This is a genomic window from Enterococcus sp. AZ163 (assembly GCF_050498925.1).
In the GTDB taxonomy this organism is placed as follows: domain Bacteria; phylum Bacillota; class Bacilli; order Lactobacillales; family Enterococcaceae; genus Enterococcus_A; species Enterococcus_A ferrettii.
The window spans coordinates 145474-167224 of sequence record NZ_JBIPAO010000001.1 but is presented as its reverse complement, the minus strand read 5'-3'; the positions used below and the strand labels follow the sequence as shown (position 1 = coordinate 167224).

Genomic DNA, 21751 nt, shown 5'->3' with positions numbered 1-21751 from the left:
AAGGAGAGCTGAAAAAAAATGATGGAAAAAGAAAAAGAGCAAATTGTTGAGTATGGAAAAAAACTGATTACAAGTGGTTTGACGGCAGGAACTGGAGGGAATATCAGTATCTACAATCCTGAAGAAAACTTGATGGCGATCAGTCCAAGCGGAATCGACTATTTTGAAACGAAAGTTGAAGATGTCGTAATCATGGATCTGGATGGAAATATAGTAGAAGGTACGTGTAAACCTTCCAGCGAATGGTCCATGCATATGATTTATTATCAAAAGCGAGGAGAAGAAATTCGAGCTGTGGTACATTCTCACTCGACCTACAGTACTGTACTAGCCATTTGTGGAATGGACTTGCCAGCAACAGATTATCAGGTAGCAATTGCTGGTGGCAACAATGTTCGTTGTGCAAACTATGCGACTTTTGGTACACCAGAATTAGCTGAAGTATCTTTTGAAGCAATGAAAGACCGTTATGCCTGTTTCTTAGCCAACCATGGATTATTAGCTTGTGGTCCTTCCATTGAACAAACATTTGCCGTTGCTGAAGAAGTTGAGCGCTTGGCGGGCTTACATTACATGGCGTGTACACTAGGGAAACCGATGGTATTAGATGATCAAGAGATGGAATTAATGATCGAAAAATTCAAAACCTATGGACAGGTACAGCCTGTAAGTTAAAAGACATTTGTAAAACTTCCATGCACAGGGTAAAATGAATTGAAATTAATTTCATGGGAGGAAATAAAAATGGAACAAGATCAGTTGGAACTAATGAAGGTCGTAACAGAAAAATACTATTATCAAAACATTAATCAGGCACAAATCGCGACAGAATTGAATTTATCTAAGCCGACCGTTTCTCGATTGTTGAAAAAGGCAAAAAAAGATGGGTACATCAAAGTAGAATTGAATTTTCCTACGACGTACCAGCAAAGCCTTGGAGATCAATTAGCCGATACCTTTAATCTTCGAAAAGCCTATGTTTATGATACGCAATTGACGAATAAGAATTTGATTATCGAAGAGATGTCTGATCAAGTTTCTTTGTTTCTTGATGGATTAATCCAGGCTGGGCAAACAATTGGGTTGGCTTGGGGTCGTACACTGCACGAGCTCTCGGAAAACATCAAAGGAAGCGAGAAGCAGCAAACGAAGGTCATTCAAATTACAGGGGCTGCCGCAAGGAATAGTTTAGTGACGAATAGTGAGGCGATCGTCATCAATTTTTCAAAGTGTTATGGCTCGGAGTGGTTCCAGCTGCCGGTTCCTGCATTTGTTGATTCGGAAGAAATCGCGTTAGCATTAAAGAAAGATAGTCAAATCAAGAATGTGTTGGATACGTTTAAAGAAATTGATGTCGCTTTGTTCAGTGTCGGTGAAATCCACAAGAATGCGATTGCTGTAGAAGCTGGCTATTTTGGAGAAGCGGATTACCTCGATTTATTAGAAAAAGGGGTAGTCGGTGATATCGTTGGAACCTTCCTAGATAGTAACGGGAATGTCCTTGAGCTTGGCCTGTCGAAACGACATATCGGAATCAGCGCACAGCAATTACGCGAAATTAAGAGCAAAGTTTGTGTAGCGATCGGTGCGGAGAAGAAAGACATCCTGAGAGCTGCTTTAAGGGGTGGCTATATTGATTATTTGTTTACAGATACCGTAACGGCGAAGGAGATATTGATGTGATAAAGGTATTTCTTCCAATAAATTTGTTGAAGGGGATAGATTAAGGAGGAAAGAGATGGATGTGGATTCAAAAAAATTTGTTTCGGAAATTTTTATTTCCTTGGATGTCACTAAAAAGAATTTGATCGAACTCTATCAAGATGTTGGACAGGAGTTATTTGAAAGAGGATTCGTGACAGCAGACTATGGCAAACAACTATGCATGCGAGAAAAAGATTTCCCCACGGGTTTAGTTACAAAATTCGGGAATGTAGCAATTCCTCATACAGATGCAAAATATGTAAAAAAGCCTTTCATTTATGCAATCCGCTTAATAGAAGATGTAGAGACGTATCGGATGGATCAGCCAGAGATAGCAATTCCAGTAAAATTACTATTTGTCCTTGGTTTTACGAAAAGTGAGGATCAATTGGTGTTATTGACAAAAATGATGCAGACATTGAATAATGAAACTATCTCTAATCAATTCAAACAAGTGGATTCCCCAAAAATATTCAAAGAAGTGTTGAAACAACAACTATAGGGAGGTATAAAAAAATGAAAGCTGTAAAAGTTTTATCAGTATGTGGTTCGGGAACAGTAACAAGCTCAATGGTAGCTAATAAAGTGAAGGACATGCTAAAAGAACGTGGCTATTCTTCGACAACCGTGGAATCAAATCCTGGTAGTGTAGAGACTAACTTAGATACAGGTGGATTTGACTTAATCGTTTTTACTAGCCCACTGAAGAAAAAGGACTATGGGATACCTGTTATTAATGCGATTGCTTTGATTACTGGTATGGGGGAAGAAGAGTTTGAAGAAGAGTTGGATGCATTTGTAGCAAATCTTTAAAAGGAGGAGTCCACTTTGGATAATGTGTTAGGGGTATTAACAAAAATTATGGAAGCGTTCGGCCCATCAGTGGTTGTTCCTTTTGTCCTGTTCTTTATTGCATTGGCTCTGAAGGTTCCTGTGAAGAAAGCATTCAATTCCGCGTTAAGTGCTGGAATCGGATTGACCGGGTTTAATATGATTATTACGGCGTTCACGCCGATTGTGACTCCAGTGGTAACACGAATGGTAGAAGACACGGGGATCAATTTACGAATTTTAGACGTAGGTTGGCAAGCAGCCAGCGTAGTTGCCTACTCAACAGAAGTTGGGATGCTCTTTTTAATTATTGGATTAGCACTTCAAACAATCCTATTTTTGACGAAGTTTACCAATATTTTTATGCCATCAGATTTATGGAATAATTGGCAATTTATGTTGTGGGGTTCGATGGTCTATTTGACAACAAGAAATCTTTGGCTAGCGATGGGCTTAATGATTTTACAGAATTTATATGTTTTAGTTTTTTGTGAAACGATTGCCAAACGATGGTCGAAATTCTATGGTTATCCTCGGACAGTGATCGTTGCACCCTTGATGGCGTGTACTGTTCCCTATGCAATCGTCATGGATAAGTTATTGAACTTGCTTAAGCTGGATAAAGTAAAATTGAATCCAGAATATCTTGAGAGTAAGTTAGGTTTCTTGGGAGAACCGGCTTCATTAGGTTTTATTTTAGGCACAATTTTAGGCTTTTTTGGAAATCTTACCCGATTAGGGGAGTTAAATGCTTGGGGTGAAATGTTAATCTTAGGGATATCCATGGCAGCTGTGATGTCAATTTTTCCAAAAATCGCAGGAATTTTCGCAGGAGCCTTCTCAGCAATCACCGATGCGTCACGAAAAGCAACGAAATCTGGTAATAAAGGTCGTATCTGGTATTTGGGAGTCAATGATGCTGTCGGATACGGTGAGCCTTCTACACTGCTAACTGGGATGCTATTGATCCCAATCATGCTGGTAATTGCGATCTTTTTACCGGGAAATCAGGTTTTACCAATGGTAGATTTAATTGCGATTCCTTACGTGATTCAAATGATCATGTCCGTTTCCAAAGGCAATATTGCCAAAGGACTGATTTCAGGAGCGATCTATTTCTCAATCGGCCTTTTGACAATCACTGCGGTAGCTCCAACATTTACCCAAGTCGCTATCCAAACGGGTGTTTCAATTCCGGCAGGTGCAATGCTGATCTGTTCCTTTGCAAATATGAGCAATCCGATCTTTGCTCTCTTGTTTTTTGCCTTTAATTCGCAAAGTCCGCTATTGATTGGCCTTTCTGTTGCCGTATATCTGGGACTGTTGTTCGTTACTAAAACTAGAAAAAATCAACTTGAGGATTACTTAGAGCAAAGCAATGTTGAAGTTAAAGCTGATACAGCGATTTAACTGTGATGTTAGGAGGCCGTGACAAAACTCTCTAGAAAAAGCCATTGGAATGACGGGAATCCCCTGTTCATTCCAATGGCTTTTTAGGTGAAATAATAGAGTAAAGGTAGCAGTTTTTACTCTAATTCTAATCCTTGAAAAAAATCTTTAGTCATTTTTTTAGATTACTGACGTCACAGCCTTTTAATTTTTGTCGTCATCAGGCAGCTGATTGTTTAGGTCCGTACGTACAATTAAGACATCACAGCTGGCGTTGCGGATGACGTATTCAGAAACTGAACCGATAAACAACCGCTCTACGGCATTTAGTCCAGTTGCACCCAACATAATCAAATCAATATCATTTTCTTCAGGGATTTGAGTAGCAATCATTAATTTTGGTGCTCCGTATTCGATTACCTTAGAAATATTTTCACAGCCAGCATTTTTGGCATACTTCTCGTAATCGTTTAAGGTTTGTTTGGCCATTTCAGTTGCTTGCTCGGCCAAGACATTGTCAAAGGAAGAAACCGTTTGGAAAGCGCGGGTGTCAATTACATGAGCCAACAAAAGCTCCGCATCGTTTCTTTTGGCAACATTGACAGCTTTTTTGAAGGCAAGCTCTGCTTCAGATGAGCCATCGACAGCGGTCATAATTTTTGTATATTGTTGTTCCATTTTCCTCAGCTCCTTTTCTACCTATATTTTAAAACATTTTGGCGTAAAATCATATCTTTAAGAGGATTTCGTTTTTTGAGCCAACTGAATACTGAATAATGCAGCAAATAAAATGACTGCAATCAGGTAAATCATTGAAGGGGTGGAGTGATTAATAATAGCAATAAAAAAACCAATAATTCCTAATGCGGCATACAGAAGTCCATAGTGGCGCAAAAAACGTTTGCTGGCTTCTTTTTTTGACAATAGCATCAGCAAGCCGTCAGATTTTTGAATTAAATAATAGCTGCAAATCAGTAATAAAATCGACATTGCTATCATCAGTAAACGAATCATCATTTTTTCCTCCTAAATACAATAAAAAGCAATTTGCATATGCAAATTGCTTTCATCCAAAAGAATGGAAAACTCCGTCGATGCCGTTATTTACCCGATAGTATTGATCCCGCAAATTCAAGCAGGTGGGTTCCATGGTCTAAGCCTCGAACTACCAAATGATAAGGCTTGTTACCAGCTTTGACACAAGACAGATCCCAATATATCAATAAAAATGTTCGGTCAACACTGAAATGGGCAACGCGCACATCACAGAATTTTCAACTCAATCATAGCATAGTCATTCGTAAGACGCAATCAAACAAATCTGGAATTTGAAATCTTCATGTTTTTCAATGCGTCTTTCTTTATGTTCTTATTGTAGTCGATAAGTAATAGAATTGTCAAAATAATTGTTCCTATTTTTTCTTTTTCCACTCCTGAATTCGATGGTATTGCTGCCCCAAGGCTTGTTCGTATTTGCCCGTGGTTTTGGGCTCGTAATAATGAGCGTTTTTCAACTTATCTGGCAAGTACTGCTGATCTACCCAAGCATTTTCAAAGCTGTGAGGGTATTGGTAATCAATTCCTCGCCCTAAGTCTTTAGCACCCTTGTAATGACTGTCCCGTAAATGATCGGGCACGTCGCCGGCCTTACCAGTTTGAATATCAGAAATCGCGGCATCCAGCGCTACGTAGGCGGAATTGGACTTAGGCGACAAACATAGATCAACAACTGCATTGGCTAAAGGAATTCGGGCTTCCGGAAAGCCCAGTTTTTCAGCGGCTTGAACTGCTTGAACCGTTCGTGCGGCTGCAGGTGGATTGGCTAATCCAATATCTTCATACCCCATCACCATCAAACGCCGGCAAATAATTGGCAAATCACCAGCTTCGACAAGTCGACCCAAATAGTGCAGGGCGGCATCTACATCACTGCCGCGAACCGATTTTTGAAAGGCGGAGATTACATCATAATGAGCATCGCCATCCTTGTCGTGAGTCAGGGCTTTGCGCTGCACACATTCTTCGATGATGGGCAAGGTTAAATGAATCTGACCTTCTGCGTTTTCTGGTGTTGATTTGGTAGCTAATTCCAGTCCATTCAAGGCACTTCGCAAATCCCCATTGGTAGCTTGCGACAAAAAGCGAAAAGCTTCTTCATCTAATTCGACTGAATAAGAACCTAAACCGCGTTCTTCATCCGTTAAGGCCGCCTTGACAGCCAACTGGATGTCTTCTTCGGATAGAGGTTTTACTTCAAAAATTTGTGTCCGGCTGCGGATCGCCGGGTTAATTGTAATATAAGGATTTTCGGTGGTAGCACCGATCATGATAATTCGGCCGCTTTCCAAATGAGGCAGCAAAAAATCCTGCTTCGTTTTATCTAAACGATGGACTTCATCTAATAGTAAAATGACAGTGCCGCTCATTTTGGCTTCTTCTGCGACAATCTGCAAATCCTTTTTCGTGTCTGTAGCGGCATTCAGCATGCGAAAGGCATAGTTGGTGGAACCGGCAATCGCGCTGGCAATACTGGTTTTTCCAGTACCCGGTGGTCCATACAAGATCATTGAGGAAAGCATTCGAGCTTCTACCATTCGGCGAATAATTTTTCCCGGACCAACCAGCTGCTGCTGACCGACGACTTCATCTAGGTTGCGGGGGCGCATGCGATAAGCTAATGGTTGCTGCATGGTGTCCCTCCTTTTTTAAGAATCAATCCACGATTGCTCATGGATTGGGAATGTATGTTCTATTATACCATTTTTTTCTGATAAATTATAGGAATCTGAAAGGGTGAACGTGGTATCTAGCCTTATTATTGTGTATGATGGAAGAGGTGAACGAGATGAAAAAAACAATCGATTTTTTTAACACACATACGACGGAAGAAGTGGCCGAATTTTTGTTGGGAATGTACGTGGAGCATGAGACGCCGCAAGGAAATTTAGGTGGCTACATTGTCGATTGCGAGGCTTACTTAGGACCGGATGACGAGGCGGCCCACAGCTATGGCATGCGGGATACACCAAGAGTTCGTGCTATGTATCAAGAACCAGGAACTATTTATCTTTACACGATGCACACACATTTAATTTTAAATATGATTACCCAACCAAAGGGCACCCCACAGGGAGTAATGATTCGGGGAATCGAACCGACTGAGGGACTGAAAATAATGAGCCGCAATCGTGGAGGTCAAACGGGCGCTGCCATTAGTGATGGACCAGGCAAGCTGGTGCAGGCGATGGGAATTAATCGCGAGCTGTATGGTGAATCAATTTTTACCAGTACTTTGCATTTAGTTCCAGAAAAACGTCGCTACCCGCGAGAAGTAGAACGTGTGCCGCGGATTGGCATTCCGAATAAAGGGATTTGGACCGATTTACCGTTGCGCTTTACGGTGAAGGGCAATCCTTATCTATCCAAACAACGAAAAAGTCAAGTCGTTGCGGATCATGGCTGGCAATAAAAGACGAATAAAATGGAAGAACGAATGGAGACTTATACATGGCAAAAGAAACAATTATCAGCTATTTAGATGCTTACTTAGGCAAAAAAATTCCCGATTATGAATTAAATTTAGATTGGGATACCCGTAATCGTACCTTTGAGATAGCTTTTCGTCTGTATGCTGAAAACAAGCAGCAGCTGGAATTAGACGATGTGGATGGGGTTGCTTCTGAAGAAGAAGTGATCGAGTTTGAGGATGCCGTAATTCTGGTCGATCCTGAAAAATCTAAAGTTGACCCAGAGGACTATTTGGCAGTAATTCCATATGAAGGAAAAAAAGGCATGAAAAAAGCCGAACTAAAGGCAGTAGTTGATTATCTGCGAGAAGTGATGGAAGACGGACAAAGTGATTTGCTGGACTTTTTAGCTGATGACAGTGAAGAAGCAGTCTTTGAATTAACTTGGTCTGACGAAGAATTTCGTAAGCATGTAAAAGGCGATGATGTGTATCTGCCTTATCCTAACTATTAAAAACAAGGAGACTGAACATGAAGTGGAATGAAGTAAAAGTGACAACGGCTAGTGAGGCGGTTGAAGCAGTAGCGAATATTTTAATGGAAGCTGGCGCTAGCGGAGTGGCCATTGAAGATGCTTTAGATATTGCTAATTACAAAGAGGATCAGTACGGGGAATTACTGGATCGTGATACCTTCACGAATTTAGAAGAAGGTGCGGCAGTTAGTGCCTATTTTCCAGAAACGATCTTTTTACCAGAACTCATGCCCTTTATTAAGGACCGGATTAATTTGCTGCCGGAATTTGGCTTAGCGATTGGTAAAAATGAAATTACGGTCAGCGAAGTGGAAGAAAGCGATTGGGCGACTGCTTGGAAAAAATATTATCATCCCGTGCGAGTGACCCGCTATTTAACGATTGTACCGAGCTGGGAAACTTATGAAGCACAGTCTGCTGAGGAAAAGATTATCACCCTTGATCCGGGAATGGCCTTTGGAACAGGAACTCATCCAACCACTAATCTAACGCTGCAGGCCTTGGAAACAGTGATTCGCGGCGGCGAAACTGTCTTAGATGTAGGGACTGGCTCAGGAGTGTTAAGTATTGCTTGCTCATTGATGGGGGCTAAAGAAATTTATGCTTACGATTTAGATGAAGTTGCTGTACGCTCTGCGCAAGAAAATGTAGATATGAATAAGGGAACAGAAAATATCAAAGTAGCAGCTAACGATCTATTAACGGGTGTCGAAAAATCAGCCGATATTATTGTAGCCAATATTTTAGCGGATATCATCACGTTAATGGTTCCTGATGCGTGGCGTTTGCTGAAAGCCGATGGAACCTTTATTATTTCCGGGATCATTGAGGACAAAAAAGACATGATTCTAGAAGAAATTTACAGCCAAGGCTTTGAAGTGGATCGGATTTTCCAACAAAAGGATTGGTACGCAATGATTTTGAAGAAACCAGAGGAAGATTAACATGCAGCGCTATTTTATTGATGAAGCGTATCAACCCAGCGTTCAGCTGACTGGTGAACCTCACCATCACATGCTGCGAGTGATGCGAATGACTGCTGGAGCTGCCGTTTTCTTAGTGTTTAACGATCAGACCGCTATCAAGGCTGAAATTACTGCCATTGATTCTGAAAGTGTCCAATTGAAAGAAATCGAAAAGGAGAGCTTCATCCGTGAGCTGCCAGTTAAAGTTACTCTTGCTAGTGGTCTGCCCAAGGGAGAGAAATTAGAACTGATTGTCCAAAAAGCAACGGAGTTGGGTGCCCATGAATTTTTAGCTTTTCCGGCTGACACTTCAGTAGTCAAATGGGACAACAAAAAGCAGCAAAAGAAACAGCAGCGCTTAAACAAGATTATTCAAGAAGCTGCTGAACAATCGCATCGTCAGTTTTTACCTCATCTAGCATTTTTAGCCAGTGAAAAAGAGCTGATTTCAACTTTTGCAAAGTATGATGAAGTGTTGATTGCTTATGAAGAATCGGCTAAGCAGGGAGAACAGGCGCAGCTGGTGCAAACTTTGCAAAGTGCAGCCCATGGCAGCAGGCTTCTAGTGATCTTTGGTCCAGAGGGCGGTTTTTCACCCAAAGAAATAGAAAGCTTCCAACAAGCAGGCGCAAAACTTTGCGGGTTAGGCCCTAGAATTTTACGCACGGAAACCGCTCCGTTGTACGTGATGAGTGCGGTGGGCTTTTATTACGATTTACTTAATGATTGATTGAAATGACTAAGACATGTCTGTATAATAAAAACAATTATTTCAAAATAACTATATGAATCACATTAAAGATTCCCTGCACGAAAAGTGGCCTTTACCAGGACCATCAACAAAGGAAATCAGGTTCTTTAATGGGATTCATATAATGCCAGACACGAAGAAAAAATACGTCCCGAGGAGGATGTCTGATGGCAAAAGATGTAGAACTAACTGGACCAGACGTGATTGAGCTGGTCGCAGGCTATATGAGTAAAGAGCATGTGGCGTTTGTAAAGAAGGCCTATGAATATGCTCTTGAAGCACATAAAGAACAAATCAGAAAATCTGGAGAACCTTACATTATTCATCCGATTCAGGTGGCTGGGATTCTAGCAGACTTACATATGGACCCTCATACCGTTGCAACAGGTTTTTTACATGATGTAGTGGAAGATACCGAGGTTACCTTGGAGGATCTGCAGAAAGAATTTGGTTCTGATGTTGCTTCATTGGTTGATGGGGTAACTAAATTAGGGAAGATTAAATATAAATCCCATGAAGAACAATTAGCAGAAAATCACCGAAAAATGCTGCTGGCTATGGCGCAAGATTTACGAGTAATCATGGTTAAGCTGGCGGATAGACTGCATAATATGCGCACTTTGCGTTACCTGCGGGATGACAAACAGCGGCGAATTGCCCGTGAAACCTTGGAAATCTACGCACCGTTGGCTGATCGCTTAGGGATGAGCCGGATCAAGTGGGAGCTGGAAGATACGGCACTGCGCTATTTGAATCCAAAGCAGTATTACCGAATCGTTCACCTGATGCAAAGCAAACGTGAGGAACGGGAAAGCTACGTTAAGGAAACGGTGGAAGAAATTAAGAAAGCTACCCATGAACTGGAAATTGAAGGCGATATTTATGGTCGACCGAAGCATATCTATTCCATTTACCGGAAAATGCGGGATCAAAAGAAACAGTTCGATGAAATTTATGACCTGCTGGCTATTCGAGTAATAGTTGATTCCATCAAGGATTGTTACGCTGTATTAGGGGCCATCCATACAAAATGGAAGCCAATGCCTGGCCGTTTCAAGGATTATATTGCTATGCCAAAGGCCAACATGTATCAGTCGCTGCATACCACGATTATTGGCCCAAGCGGGAATCCGGTAGAGGTGCAGATTCGAACCCATGATATGCATCAAATTGCCGAGTTCGGGGTTGCGGCTCACTGGGCCTATAAAGAAGGCAAGACAGAGAAATTAGAAGAAGGCAATGATAACAAGCAGCTGGATTGGTTCCGGGAGATTTTGGAGCTGCAGGATGAAAGCTACGATGCTTCTGAGTTTATGGAAAGTGTTAAGGGCGATATCTTCAGCGATAAAGTGTACGTGTTTACCCCTAAAGGTGATGTGACTGAGCTGCCAAAAGGTTCAGGACCATTGGACTTTGCTTTTAGCATTCATACCGACGTTGGAAACAAGACGACTGGTGCCAAGGTAAATGGCAAGATGGTTCAGCTGGATTACAAGCTGAAAAACGGGGATATCATTGAAATTATGACCTCGCCAAATTCCTTTGGACCAAGTCGTGATTGGCTAAGTATGGTGAAAACCAGCAAGGCTCGAAATAAAATCAAACGATTCTTCAAAACTCAGGACCGCGAAGAAAATATTACGAAAGGTCATGAAGCCGTAATTAAATGTCTAAACGATATGGGCTTTGTTCCAAAAGAAGTCTTAACAAAAGACAAGCTGCAAAAGGCGCTGGATAAATTCAATTTCCATAGCGAAGATGATCTATATGCCTCGATTGGTTTTGGAGAATTGAGTGCGTTAACTTTTTCTAATCGCTTGACGGAAAAAGAACGCCGGGAACAAATGAAACAGAAGAAGCAAGAAGCGGTGGACGAGCTGGTTAATCAGCCAGCCAAAAAAGAACCAGAAAAAATCAAGGTTCGCCATGAAGGCGGAATTGTCATTCAAGGAATTGATAATCTGCTGATTCGTATTAGTCACTGCTGTAACCCAGTACCAGGTGATGATATTGTCGGCTATATTACGAAAGGTCGGGGAATATCGATTCACCGTGCCGATTGTCCAAACATCACTAAGCAAAAGGACATTCAAGAACGATTGATCGAAGTAGAATGGGAAGATACGTCTAATATTAAGCAGGACTACAATGCTGACCTGGAAATTTACGGCTTTAATCGGGATGGTTTACTAAACGATATATTGAATATTGTTAGTGGAATGACTAAGCAGCTGGTTAGCGTAGAAGCCAAGCCTTCAAAAGACAAGATGGCAATGATCCGCTTAACCATCAAGATTCAAAACCTGAATCATCTCTATTCTATAGTAGATAAAATTAAAACAGTTCCCGATGTATATAGTGTGAAACGTACAAAAGGATAAGGAGGCCCCTGATGCGAGCAGTCATTCAACGAGTAAGTCAGGCGTCAGTTGCCATTGACGAACAGATAATCGGTAAGATCGATAAAGGTTTTATGATTCTATTAGGCATTCATGAAGAGGATACCCAAGAAGATGCAGATTATTTAATTCGAAAGATTCCTTTGCTGCGGGTTTTTGAAGATGCAGAAGGAAAAATGAATCAGAATATTCAAGACGTAGCAGGCAGTATTTTGAGTGTTTCTCAATTCACCCTGTATGCTGATACGAAAAAAGGCAACCGCCCCAGCTTTATTAAGGCGGCTCGACCAGAAACGGCGATTCCTCTTTATGAATATTTCAATGAGGGATTGCGTCAGCAGGGGTTGATTGTAGAAACTGGCGAATTTGGCGGCGACATGGATGTGGCACTGGTTAATGATGGACCTGTAACTATCATTTTTGATACGAGAGATAAATAAAAGACTTGAGAAACTCAGAAATGGGTTTCTCAAGTCTTTTTGTATTTATTGAATAAGTCGGGCGATAATTCATTAAAGGAAGGTACCAATAAATCAGTTTTTTTCAGCTGCCCCTTTGGATCTATACCGACTGCAAATATGCCTGCTGTCCGTAACCCTTCAATTCCAGCTTGTGCATCCTCAAAGCCCACGACTTCTTGAACCCCTAAATTGAGAGCTGCTGCAGCCTTCAAGAAAATTTCTGGGTCTGGCTTTCCTTTACTTAAGCTTGCTGGATCGACTACGGCTGCAAAAAAGTCCGTAACCATCAGTTGTTTTAAAATGTGTGTGGCATTATGAGAGGCTGAAGCCACAGCACAAAGTATTTCTTTTTCTTTAGCCGCTTGCAAAAAGGGGTGTACGCCAGGTAATAAATCTTCAGCAGTCAACTGCTCCAATAACTGGCAGTAGTGGCGATTCTTTCTGTCCGCCAGCTGCTGTTTCTCCTCTTCAGTAAAGTGAGCTGCTTGCCCTCCATGGTCCAAAATCAATTCTAATGAATCTCTTCTGCTAATGCCCTTTAAGCGTTCATTGAAGGCTAAATCAATTGAGATGTTCAACTCAGCTGCCAGCTTCTGCCAAGCCGTAAAATGCAACGGGGCAGTATCCGTCAATACACCATCCAAATCAAAAATAAATCCCTTAATCATTTGTCTGCTCCTTTAAAAAGTCAGGGAACAAAAAGCTCCCTGACCATCATTTTTCATTATCGTTTTGCATCCCAATAGCCGCAAAATGGATCAATCGGGTTAATGCCCTTGAATGCTGACTTGCCTACCAGTTTTTCCACTAATACTTTAGGGTTAAATTCATTGGCTGTATAGGCATTGATGTAGGTTTTTATCATGGGCACATCTTGCAAATGATAGGGATTAGCTATCGAAGCAAATAATGTGGGTAATTCCTCAACGAACCAAGGCACATCCAAGCCCATTGGTGGCAGCCAATTGATACGAACGGTTGTCTGATTGCTAGCTGTCTTAATATTGGCAAAGTAGATCACCAAATCAAAGGCACCAGTTAGATCCTCAACAGTTCCTCGGGATAACAAGTCACCATGGAGCTCTTTTTGGAAAAGAGTCGTTTCAAAGCCTTCTTGGGCTAAGTGTTGAAGGAAGTCTTGACTGACTGGCGGCTTGCCGCTGGCACTGACAACATCCCCTAAGACAATGACTAGTACCTTGGGCGTGTCTGCTGCGGAAATTGGCAGGAGCTGTTGTGTATCCTTGACTAAAGTAATCGATTCATCCGCTAATTCATAAGCCCACTTTTGGTGCTCAGCACTGCGTAAAACCTGTAAAGCCTGAGTATCAGGAACGACTTCTTCTTTATCGAATAGACCTAAGGCTGCTTTAGTAGCTAAAATCCGCAGCACTGCTTCCTCTAAACGTTCCTCAGAGATGATTCCCGTTTGATAACCAGCCATCACTGATGTGTAATCTTCAGCGAGATTCCGTGTGAATAAAAGCATGTCACAGCCTGCAGCAATCGCTTGAGGCAGCAGTTCTCTGCGTTTACCACAGCTTGAAAAGCCAGCCATGTTGGTAGCGTCTGTAACAATTAATCCATTAAAATTCATTTTTTTTCGCAGCAATCCCTGCAATAACTCCGGCGAGAGAGAAGCCGGTAAAATATCTTGATCGGTGATCTCAGGATTTATTTTTCGACTATAAGCTGGCTGCATAATATGCCCCGCCATTACAGTTTTTGCTCCAGCTGCGATTAATTCCCGATAAATGACACCATAGGTTTGGTCCCATTCTTCAACAGAAAGACTATTTACTGAAGTAAGCAAATGCTGGTCACGATCATCCACACCATCGCCAGGGAAGTGCTTGATCGATACCGCAACGCCTTCTTCCTGACAACCTTTGATGTATTGCAACGCTAAATCTTTCACTCGGGCAGCATTAGAGCCAAAGGTACGAACGTTGGTGATCGGATTCGCAAAGTTGTAATTAATATCTACTACTGGAGCAAAGGCCCAATTACAGCCAACTGCTGCTCCTTCTGAACCGGCAACTTTACCTAGCCGGTAGGCATGCTTTTCATCCTTAGCAGCAGCTACTTGAATGGCTCGGCCAAAAAAAGTACCATCGTTGCCGATGCCGTCACCGCCAGCTTCCAAATTGGCAGCCAACAGCAGGGGAACGGAGCTGGTTTGCTGAATGAGGCGATGGATTCCTTGAATTTGCTGGCTTTCGCCTGGTCGATACATCATGGCTCCTGGCGAATAATCAGCAATCACTTGCTTAATTTCATCAGTGTTGCGGTAATCGCCATGAAGACAGAACAGCTGGCCAATTTTTTCTGTTAAAGAAAGCTGAGCAGCAATTTGTTTTACTGTAGCAATTTGTTTATCTGTCAGGTTAAATGGCTTTGTTGTCAAATCAATCATACTATTCCTCTTTATCTATTTATTTTTCAGTTAAAGCTTCTTCTAAGGCAACTTTCTCCTCTTGTTTTTCCTCAGTAACATCGCGGTACGAGAACAGGGTTGCTGCAAAAGAAATAATCATCGCTATACCTATTGCGATCACACTCATCCAAATACCAGTAAAGTCACCAGAAGCTGGATTCAAGTAGCAGGGAAAGGCAAAAATTCCCTGACCGCCCATTTGGTAGAATTTTACTCCCAGTACCATTGCTAAGGCTCCGCCAATCCCAGAAGAGACACAGCTGATAATAAATGGTTTTTTCAATGGCAGGGTTACACCATAAATTGCCGGCTCAGTGATTCCAAAAATAGCTGGGAAAATGGCAGCAGTAGCAGTATTTTTGATTCGTTTATTTTTGGTACGAATAACAATTGCGATCAAAATCGCTAATTGAGTAAATGACGCCGTACAGGTAGCCGCAAAAATCGTATCGTAACCAAGCGTTGCCAAGTTGTTGATGACAATCGGGATCATACCTTGATGGATTCCGAACATAACGAAAATTTGCCAGAAGCCACCAACAAAAGCACCAAATAGTACAGGACTGAAATTATAAAGTACCTGTACAAAAGCGCCGATAATAGTAGAAGCCCAGGTTGCCAAAGGTCCAATGACAATAAAGATAATCGGTACGGCAATCAACAAGGTAACCAGTGGCACAAAGAAATTTTTAACGGGTGCTGGAGCAATTCTTTTTACCTGCTTTTCAATGATGGAAGCAAACCAAACAGCTAAAATGGCGGGAATAACCGTTGAAGAATAGTTGGTTAATAAAACAGGTATTTTGAGAAAGGTTAAAAATACATTGGATTCAACAATGGTTCCCGAAAATAAGGTTTCAAGTGGTGTTTCAGTAATTGAAGTAATAATAGCTGGATAAATCATTGTGGCTCCGATGGCCATTCCGGTGAACTCATTCACCTTGAATTTCTTAGCAGCAGTATACGCTAAGAAGATCGGGAAAAAGTAAAACAGAGAATCGCCGACCGCATTCAAAATGACATAGGTACCGTCAGTTACCGCTAACAATCCCGAAACAGACAAGATTGCCAAAATTCCTTTAATAATCCCGCAGGCTGTCAATAAGCCTAAAAGCGGCATAAAAATTCCGGAAATCGTATCCACGAAACGATTAAATAAAGACTTGTCCTCCGCAGATTCCTCAGGCTCTTCTTCCTGCTCAGCTGCCAAATCCAATCGTTTCATGACTTCCAAATACACGGCTTCTACCTTCATGCCAATAACGACCTGATATTGACCGCCCTGTTGAATTACATCGACCACATCTTCCGATTGCTTCAACAAGTCAGTATTGGCTTTTTCCTCATCCTTTAACACAAATCGCAACCGTGTGAAGCAATGAGTCAGCGAACGAACGTTATCTTTTCCACCAACATGCTGAATAATCATTTTTGCAAGATTTTTATTATCTGCCATGGTTTGTTCCTCCTTTGTATGAATACGTTCTCATTATAAGGAGAATTAGCAGAAGATGCTTTCCGATTATTGAGTAGATTTTTGGCAATTATTGACTTTTTAAAGGTATTTTGTTCGATAAACACAAGACTAATATTCTTTTTTTGATTTTGTTGATTTGAATTGTCTTCGATATTGGCTGGGAGTTGCAGCATAGGCTGTTTTAAAAGCATTGATAAAGGCCTTGTGGTCAGCAAATCCGCTAGTATAAGCGATCTCAGTTAAATTTTTTTCAGTGGTCAGCAATTCTCGTATCGCTTTATTCAAACGAACCTTTTTCAAATAATCCTTAAAGGAAATACCGATATAGGATTTAAAGTTGCGGGAAAAGAATTCTGGATTCAAATGAACCGTAGCAGCCGCTTCAGCTAAGGTAATTGGTTCAGTAAAATGAGCATTGATGTATCCGATAACAGTCTTGTACCGTTGCGCGTATTTAGATTGTTGAGTGGAAATCTGATGCTCCTGCAGGCAGTGAGAAAAGAGTAGATACATAATTTCACTGGCTTTGCTTTGCAGCAAAAAGGTAGTCCAAGGGTCCTCTGACAGATAAATGTCGCGCAGTGAAACCAATAATTCTGTAAATTGATCCGTCCGTTCATCAGCCTTTTCCAAAGAAAACATATAGTGATCCAGCTGGGGAATCTGCTTTTTCAAGAATTCGTAGGAAACAATCAAGGTGACTCCTTGGTAGTTGCCATTGTTTTCCAGCAAAAATTCATGGCTTTCTTCACTGTTAATCATCAACAAATCCCCATGCTTTAATTGATGTTTTGTTCCTTCCTTCCATATGATCATAGGATCACCCAAGATTAAAACAAACTCCAAGCTCCGGTGCCAGTGCAGCGAAAGCGAATCATGGGTTCGTCCTTTTTCCAAAAAGATGTTATGTGGAATAACTTTAACGGGATAATTTTTTTTCATGTGATGGATTTGATATTTGCCCTTCATCGCATCAGCGCTCCTTTTCAAGTAAAGTTCATCTAATCATATACCAAATTTGAGTGCTTTGTCTTTTTGTTAAGATTACAATCAGAAGAAGACTTCTTTCAGGCCGGATGCTTGATTATGAGTTTTTGGAAACTTGTTTTCTTAGTAAAAAATATCATTAATGCAAAAAAAAGAACGAAACAAGAAAGAAAAAATGAGTTTTTACTAAGAAAATCAACAAAAAAACTAGTCCTGCCATACGTCACCTGATAAACTAAAAGTACATTTCTTTGAAGGAGGAAAAAAATGAAAAAGCAAAAATGGAAGCGGTTTATAAAGGTGTGGCATATTGCTTTAGTAACGGGGCTGCTGATGGGGACAGCTGCACCAATAATAGGCTTGGCAGAAGAGACGTCTTCGCAGGCTTCGTCTGAAATAGAGCAAACGACGGCTAGCTCTTCTAAGGAAAAAGGAACAGCAGAGTCAGCAACAAAAACGAGTCAAACAGTCGGCAATGCGCCGGAGCAAACAACAGCCTCTAGCGAAAAAGAAATCACTTCGCGAGCAGCTGCTGATACAGGCACTAAAAAATTAACTATTTTAGGTACGAGTGATGTCCATGGACAGCTGTGGAATTATTCTTATGAGGATAATAAGGAGACGCCAGTAGGTCTGGCTCAAGTGAGCAGCGCAGTGCAAGCCGCCCGCAGCCAAAACGAAAATGGAACGGTCCTGATTGATAACGGAGACATGATTCAGGGAACGATTTTAACGGATGACCTGTATAACACCAGGGAAGGTTATAAAGACAAGGCACACCCGATGATTAAGGCCATGAATTACATGAAATACGATGCAATGGTTTTAGGAAATCATGAATTCAACTTTGGCCTGCCATTAATTGAAAAAATTAAGTCGGAAGCAAGCTTCCCAATTTTATCGGCGAATACCTATAAGAAGGCTGACGGCAGCAATTTTGTTGGCAGTACAATCGTAAAGGAATTAGATTTAGATGGCGATAGCACACCGGATATAAAGGTAGGGGTTATTGGGTTAACTACTCCGCATATTCCTCAGTGGGATGGAGATAAGGTTGCTAGTCTAGAATTCGCCGCGCTAAAGGACGGAGCTGAGAAGGCAGTTCGAGAACTGGAAGGAAAAGGTGCCGATGTCATCGTAGCTTCAATCCATGCGGGAAGACAGGACGACGATCCAGCTGCAGCTGCTGATACCGTAATTAACAATGTTCGTGGGATTGATGCTTATTTGCTGGGACACGATCATCGCTCATTTGCAGAGACCGTCACTGGCGTAGATGGTAAGCAAATTCCAATTGCTGGACCTAAGGATACTGGCACACAAATGATGCGAATTGATTTGGATGTGGCAAAGGAAGACGAGCAGTGGGTCGTCAAAAACTCAGCTTCACAAATTGTTGATACCACCAAATACCCAGCAGACACTCAGCTGAAGGCAGAAACGGATGAATATCATAACAAGACCAAAGAATTTATTGATGCTGTTATCGGTAAAGCTACGGGTGATTTCTTGCCAAAAGAAGAGATCAAAGGCATTCCAGAGGCACAGCTGCAGCCAACAGCAATGATTTCCTTAATTAATAATGTTCAGCGTTCTGTTACTGGTGCTGATTTATCAGCCTCAGCCTTGTTTAAAGCAGACAGCAAGCTGCCTGCAGGTGACTTGACCTATTCCAATGTTTTTGATATCTACAAGTATCCCAACACCTTGGTTAAGGCCAAAATTACTGGCGAAAACCTGCTGAAATACATGGAAAATCAAGCGGCTTATTACAATGCACCAAAGCCGGGAGATGTTACATTAAGCTTTAATCCAGAAATTCGTGTGTACAATTACGATATATTTTCAGGTGTTGATTACGTGATTGATGTTTCAAAGCCCGTGGGTGAGCGAGTGACAGCAACCATCGGCGGTCAACCTGTGGATCCAGCCAAAGAATTTACGATTGCCATTAATAACTATCGCTATGAAGGGTTAGTTGGCTCAGGTATTTTGGCTCCAGATAGTTTACTCCTGAATACCGATCCTCAAACCTTGCGAGGCCTAATTGTTGAATATATCAAAGACAAAGGAACGATTGATCCAGCCAAAGAATTAGAGGATAACTGGGAAGTTGTAGGAACCAACTTTGAACAAAACTGGCGAGATCTGGCCAAGCGGTTGGTAGATGAAGGCAAACTTACAATCAAATCATCCGCAGACGGACGTACACCGAATGTCGTTCCGATTACTAAAGCAGATATTCGTGAGGCATTGGCAGCAGAGGGGGCTTCTCAGCCGGTAACGATCATGCACACCAATGATGTTCATGGCCGTTTGGAAGAAAATGCTGGAAACAAAACTTTAGGAATGGCTAAGCTGAAAACAGCCAAAGAGTCGCTTGCACCGACCTTGATGATTGATGTCGGCGATGTTTTCCAAGGGTTGCCGATTTCTAATTATTCTGAGGGTCGTCAAATGGCTAAGGTTCTGAATGAAGTTGGCTATGATGCGATGGTGGTAGGAAACCACGAATTTGATTTTGGCTATGACGTAGCAATGGAATACAAGGATTTGTTGAATTTCCCAATCCTTTCAGCCAATACTTATAAGGATGGAAAGCCAGCCTTTGAAGCTTCGACAGTGGTTGAAAGAAATGGTCAAAAATTTGCTATTATCGGGTTAACCACGCCTGAAACAGCAGTGAAAACTCATCCGAAAAATGTAGAAGGAGTAACCTTTGATGATCCACTAAAAACAGCGATGGCAGAGATCGACCGCTTGGATAGTCAAGGAATTGATGTCTTTGTTGTAGCAGGTCATTTAGGAATTGATGAAACGACTCCAACAAAATGGCGTGGTGATTATGTAGCAAAAGAGTTAGACAAGGCCTACACGGATAAAAATATTGTCTTTTTAGATGGACACTCTCACACCGAAAGTGAACAACGTTTTGGCAAGGTTCTTTATGCTCAAACCGGGAATTATTTGAACAATGTAGGAGAAGTAACAGTGGACGTAGCAGATCCCGAAAAAAGTACGGCTGTTTTACATTCATACGCTAGCTTAAGCAGTTATGAACCGAATGCGGCAGTTGCTGCTTTAGTTCAAGCTGCTAAAGATGAATTCGATGTCGCAAACAGTGAAGTACTGATTCCAAATAATACGATTTTCTTCAATGGACAACGGGAAAATGTTCGTACTCGCGAAACCAACTTAGGCAATTTAATCGGGGATGCCATGTGGGCTTATGGACAAGAAGGCTTTAGCGAACCAACGGATTTTGCCATGATGAATGGTGGCGGAATTCGTGAAAATATTGAAGCAGGGCCGATTACTAGAGGAGATATTATTGCAGTCCTACCTTTTGGAAATAGTATTTCTCAAATTAAGGTCGAAGGTTCGCAAATAAAAGAAATGTTTGAATACTCTGTTCGTTCAGAGGCACAAAAGGATGCTGATGGAAATGTTATTACAGATGAAGCAGGGCAGCCATTACTAGGTGCCAATGGCGGATTCCTGCATATTTCTAAATCAGTGAAATTCTATTATGATTCCAATAAAAAAGCTTCCACCGATGCCTCAGCGGGAGAGCGAGTTCTTCAAATTGAGATTTACAATCGCAAAACGCAAGAATTTGAGAAACTCGACAGTAAGAAAACCTACAACATGGCAACGAATGATTTCCTTGCCGCAGGTGGAGACGGCTATGATATGTTAGGTGGATCGAGAGAAGAGGGTCCTTCCTTAGATAGTATTCTAATTAATTACTTGCAAAGTGCAACTAAATTAAGAATATTGGATGAAAACAATGTTGACCTAAATGATTATCAAGTTGAGCTGTCTCAGGATCGGATTATCCCAATGTCAGAAGCCAAGTTTAATGAACTGAACAAACCAGCACCAGAGCCGGGCAAAGACGGCGAAGATGGAAAAGATGGCGAAAATGGACAGAACGGTCAGAATGGCCAAAAGGGGGATAAAGGCGACCAGGGAGATCCAGGAAAAGCTGGCGTTGGAACTGATGGGAAAACGGGGACTGACGGTAAAGCAAACCAAACAGGTGTGATTACTCAAACTGCACAGCCAGTCAGCACTAAAAAGCAATACCCTAGTACGGGTGAAAAAGTTGCTGCATATGGTTTTGCAGGATTACTGGTTGTTGCTGGATCCGCAGGTACCTGGATTTGGTACAATAAGAGAAAAGCGTCGTAAGCGGTTCGTCTAAGAGAAGAAAATACTCGTTATAGAGAGTTCTTCTCTTTTTTGATCACTAATGAAGTAAAAGCAGCAAATGAATTTTGAAGAATAGTCTTCAGTTGTTTTTCAATGTTCCTAGACCCGAACTTTCCCAAAGGTTTTGGGTCTT

At 41.6% G+C, this 21751-nt stretch carries 19 protein-coding genes and 1 other RNA gene; 12 read left to right on the top strand and 8 right to left on the bottom strand.

What is annotated here, in order from left to right:
• Nucleotides 1–18: 18 nt before the first annotated feature.
• From IGI46_RS00800 to IGI46_RS00780, 5 genes are all read left to right on the top strand, one after another.
• Nucleotides 19–675 (top strand): L-fuculose-phosphate aldolase, encoded by a 657-nt coding sequence (locus IGI46_RS00800; RefSeq protein ID WP_429972666.1) that lies wholly within the window; start codon nt 19–21, stop codon nt 673–675.
• Between the two features lie 69 nt (nt 676–744).
• A complete protein-coding gene (locus IGI46_RS00795; protein WP_429964463.1) occupies nt 745–1683 on the top strand; it encodes a sugar-binding transcriptional regulator in 939 nt (312 codons plus the stop codon).
• A 55-nt stretch (nt 1684–1738) separates the two neighbouring features.
• Entirely contained in the window at nt 1739–2206 is a 468-nt protein-coding gene (locus tag IGI46_RS00790) for a PTS sugar transporter subunit IIA (protein WP_429964462.1), read from the top strand.
• Nucleotides 2207–2220: 14 nt separating this feature from the next.
• On the top strand, nt 2221–2517 hold the full coding sequence (locus IGI46_RS00785; protein ID WP_429964461.1) for a PTS sugar transporter subunit IIB: 297 nt from the start codon (nt 2221–2223) through the stop codon (nt 2515–2517).
• 24 nt (nt 2518–2541) lie between these two features.
• Complete coding sequence (locus tag IGI46_RS00780) at nt 2542–3945, top strand: PTS galactitol transporter subunit IIC (protein WP_429964991.1); 1404 nt, start codon at nt 2542–2544, stop codon at nt 3943–3945.
• 183 nt (nt 3946–4128) lie between these two features.
• Here the strand turns inward: IGI46_RS00780 and IGI46_RS00775 are convergent, their stop codons facing one another.
• The 4 genes from IGI46_RS00775 to IGI46_RS00760 form a co-directional block, all read right to left on the bottom strand.
• Complete coding sequence (locus IGI46_RS00775; protein WP_429972665.1) at nt 4129–4602, bottom strand: universal stress protein; 474 nt, start codon at nt 4600–4602, stop codon at nt 4129–4131.
• Between the two features lie 57 nt (nt 4603–4659).
• Nucleotides 4660–4938: a hypothetical protein gene (locus IGI46_RS00770; RefSeq protein WP_429972664.1), complete on the bottom strand. Its 279-nt coding sequence runs from the start codon at nt 4936–4938 to the stop codon at nt 4660–4662.
• A gap of 67 nt (nt 4939–5005) precedes the next feature.
• Nucleotides 5006–5199: non-coding RNA, 6S RNA (gene ssrS, locus IGI46_RS00765), on the bottom strand.
• A 137-nt stretch (nt 5200–5336) separates the two neighbouring features.
• The gene (locus IGI46_RS00760; protein ID WP_429972663.1) at nt 5337–6614 is read right to left on the bottom strand and encodes a replication-associated recombination protein A; all 1278 of its coding nucleotides are present in this window, start codon (nt 6612–6614) and stop codon (nt 5337–5339) included.
• A 155-nt stretch (nt 6615–6769) separates the two neighbouring features.
• On the opposite strand from IGI46_RS00760, the gene IGI46_RS00755 reads away from it, so the two are divergent.
• From IGI46_RS00755 to dtd, 6 genes are all read left to right on the top strand, one after another.
• On the top strand, nt 6770–7393 hold the full coding sequence (locus IGI46_RS00755; protein WP_429972662.1) for a DNA-3-methyladenine glycosylase: 624 nt from the start codon (nt 6770–6772) through the stop codon (nt 7391–7393).
• A 38-nt stretch (nt 7394–7431) separates the two neighbouring features.
• Nucleotides 7432–7905: a DUF3013 family protein gene (locus IGI46_RS00750; protein WP_429972661.1), complete on the top strand. Its 474-nt coding sequence runs from the start codon at nt 7432–7434 to the stop codon at nt 7903–7905.
• A 17-nt stretch (nt 7906–7922) separates the two neighbouring features.
• On the top strand, nt 7923–8870 hold the full coding sequence (gene prmA / locus IGI46_RS00745) for a 50S ribosomal protein L11 methyltransferase (RefSeq protein WP_429972660.1): 948 nt from the start codon (nt 7923–7925) through the stop codon (nt 8868–8870).
• A gap of 1 nt (nt 8871) precedes the next feature.
• Nucleotides 8872–9621: a 16S rRNA (uracil(1498)-N(3))-methyltransferase gene (locus IGI46_RS00740; RefSeq protein ID WP_429964456.1), complete on the top strand. Its 750-nt coding sequence runs from the start codon at nt 8872–8874 to the stop codon at nt 9619–9621.
• A 188-nt stretch (nt 9622–9809) separates the two neighbouring features.
• Nucleotides 9810–12023, top strand: coding sequence for a RelA/SpoT family protein (locus tag IGI46_RS00735; protein WP_429964455.1), 2214 nt, complete (start codon nt 9810–9812; stop codon nt 12021–12023).
• A gap of 11 nt (nt 12024–12034) precedes the next feature.
• The gene (gene dtd / locus IGI46_RS00730; RefSeq protein ID WP_010756710.1) at nt 12035–12481 is read left to right on the top strand and encodes a D-aminoacyl-tRNA deacylase; all 447 of its coding nucleotides are present in this window, start codon (nt 12035–12037) and stop codon (nt 12479–12481) included.
• Between the two features lie 29 nt (nt 12482–12510).
• Here dtd and pgmB read toward each other — a convergent pair whose 3' ends face one another.
• The 4 genes from pgmB to IGI46_RS00710 all read right to left on the bottom strand — a co-directional run bounded on the left by pgmB (nt 12511) and on the right by IGI46_RS00710 (nt 17385).
• On the bottom strand, nt 12511–13170 hold the full coding sequence (gene pgmB, locus IGI46_RS00725; protein WP_429964454.1) for a beta-phosphoglucomutase: 660 nt from the start codon (nt 13168–13170) through the stop codon (nt 12511–12513).
• A 56-nt stretch (nt 13171–13226) separates the two neighbouring features.
• Nucleotides 13227–14918 (bottom strand): glycoside hydrolase family 3 protein, encoded by a 1692-nt coding sequence (locus tag IGI46_RS00720; RefSeq protein ID WP_429972659.1) that lies wholly within the window; start codon nt 14916–14918, stop codon nt 13227–13229.
• A gap of 19 nt (nt 14919–14937) precedes the next feature.
• The gene (locus tag IGI46_RS00715; RefSeq protein WP_429972658.1) at nt 14938–16395 is read right to left on the bottom strand and encodes a PTS transporter subunit EIIC; all 1458 of its coding nucleotides are present in this window, start codon (nt 16393–16395) and stop codon (nt 14938–14940) included.
• A gap of 129 nt (nt 16396–16524) precedes the next feature.
• Entirely contained in the window at nt 16525–17385 is an 861-nt protein-coding gene (locus IGI46_RS00710; protein WP_429972657.1) for a helix-turn-helix domain-containing protein, read from the bottom strand.
• A gap of 285 nt (nt 17386–17670) precedes the next feature.
• Here IGI46_RS00710 and IGI46_RS00705 point away from each other — a divergent pair, with 285 nt between their 5' ends.
• A complete protein-coding gene (locus tag IGI46_RS00705; protein ID WP_429972656.1) occupies nt 17671–21597 on the top strand; it encodes a 5'-nucleotidase C-terminal domain-containing protein in 3927 nt (1308 codons plus the stop codon).
• Nucleotides 21598–21751: the final 154 nt, after the last annotated feature.

Bases quoted from the DNA above. Each gene is read 5' to 3' on its own strand.
- IGI46_RS00710 (WP_429972657.1), bottom strand. From the start codon at position 17,385: ATGAAGGGCAAATATCAAATCCATCACATGAAAAAAAATTATCCCGTT.
- IGI46_RS00720 (WP_429972659.1), bottom strand. From the start codon at position 14,918: ATGATTGATTTGACAACAAAGCCATTTAACCTGACAGATAAACAAATT.
- IGI46_RS00770 (WP_429972664.1), bottom strand. From the start codon at position 4,938: ATGATTCGTTTACTGATGATAGCAATGTCGATTTTATTACTGATTTGC.
- prmA (WP_429972660.1), top strand. From the start codon at position 7,923: ATGAAGTGGAATGAAGTAAAAGTGACAACGGCTAGTGAGGCGGTTGAA.
- IGI46_RS00740 (WP_429964456.1), top strand. From the start codon at position 8,872: ATGCAGCGCTATTTTATTGATGAAGCGTATCAACCCAGCGTTCAGCTG.
- IGI46_RS00705 (WP_429972656.1), top strand. From the start codon at position 17,671: ATGAAAAAGCAAAAATGGAAGCGGTTTATAAAGGTGTGGCATATTGCT.
- IGI46_RS00790 (WP_429964462.1), top strand. From the start codon at position 1,739: ATGGATGTGGATTCAAAAAAATTTGTTTCGGAAATTTTTATTTCCTTG.
- IGI46_RS00760 (WP_429972663.1), bottom strand. From the start codon at position 6,614: ATGCAGCAACCATTAGCTTATCGCATGCGCCCCCGCAACCTAGATGAA.
- IGI46_RS00735 (WP_429964455.1), top strand. From the start codon at position 9,810: ATGGCAAAAGATGTAGAACTAACTGGACCAGACGTGATTGAGCTGGTC.
- IGI46_RS00785 (WP_429964461.1), top strand. From the start codon at position 2,221: ATGAAAGCTGTAAAAGTTTTATCAGTATGTGGTTCGGGAACAGTAACA.
- IGI46_RS00750 (WP_429972661.1), top strand. From the start codon at position 7,432: ATGGCAAAAGAAACAATTATCAGCTATTTAGATGCTTACTTAGGCAAA.
- pgmB (WP_429964454.1), bottom strand. From the start codon at position 13,170: ATGATTAAGGGATTTATTTTTGATTTGGATGGTGTATTGACGGATACT.
- IGI46_RS00800 (WP_429972666.1), top strand. From the start codon at position 19: ATGATGGAAAAAGAAAAAGAGCAAATTGTTGAGTATGGAAAAAAACTG.
- IGI46_RS00715 (WP_429972658.1), bottom strand. From the start codon at position 16,395: ATGGCAGATAATAAAAATCTTGCAAAAATGATTATTCAGCATGTTGGT.
- dtd (WP_010756710.1), top strand. From the start codon at position 12,035: ATGCGAGCAGTCATTCAACGAGTAAGTCAGGCGTCAGTTGCCATTGAC.
- IGI46_RS00795 (WP_429964463.1), top strand. From the start codon at position 745: ATGGAACAAGATCAGTTGGAACTAATGAAGGTCGTAACAGAAAAATAC.
- IGI46_RS00755 (WP_429972662.1), top strand. From the start codon at position 6,770: ATGAAAAAAACAATCGATTTTTTTAACACACATACGACGGAAGAAGTG.
- IGI46_RS00775 (WP_429972665.1), bottom strand. From the start codon at position 4,602: ATGGAACAACAATATACAAAAATTATGACCGCTGTCGATGGCTCATCT.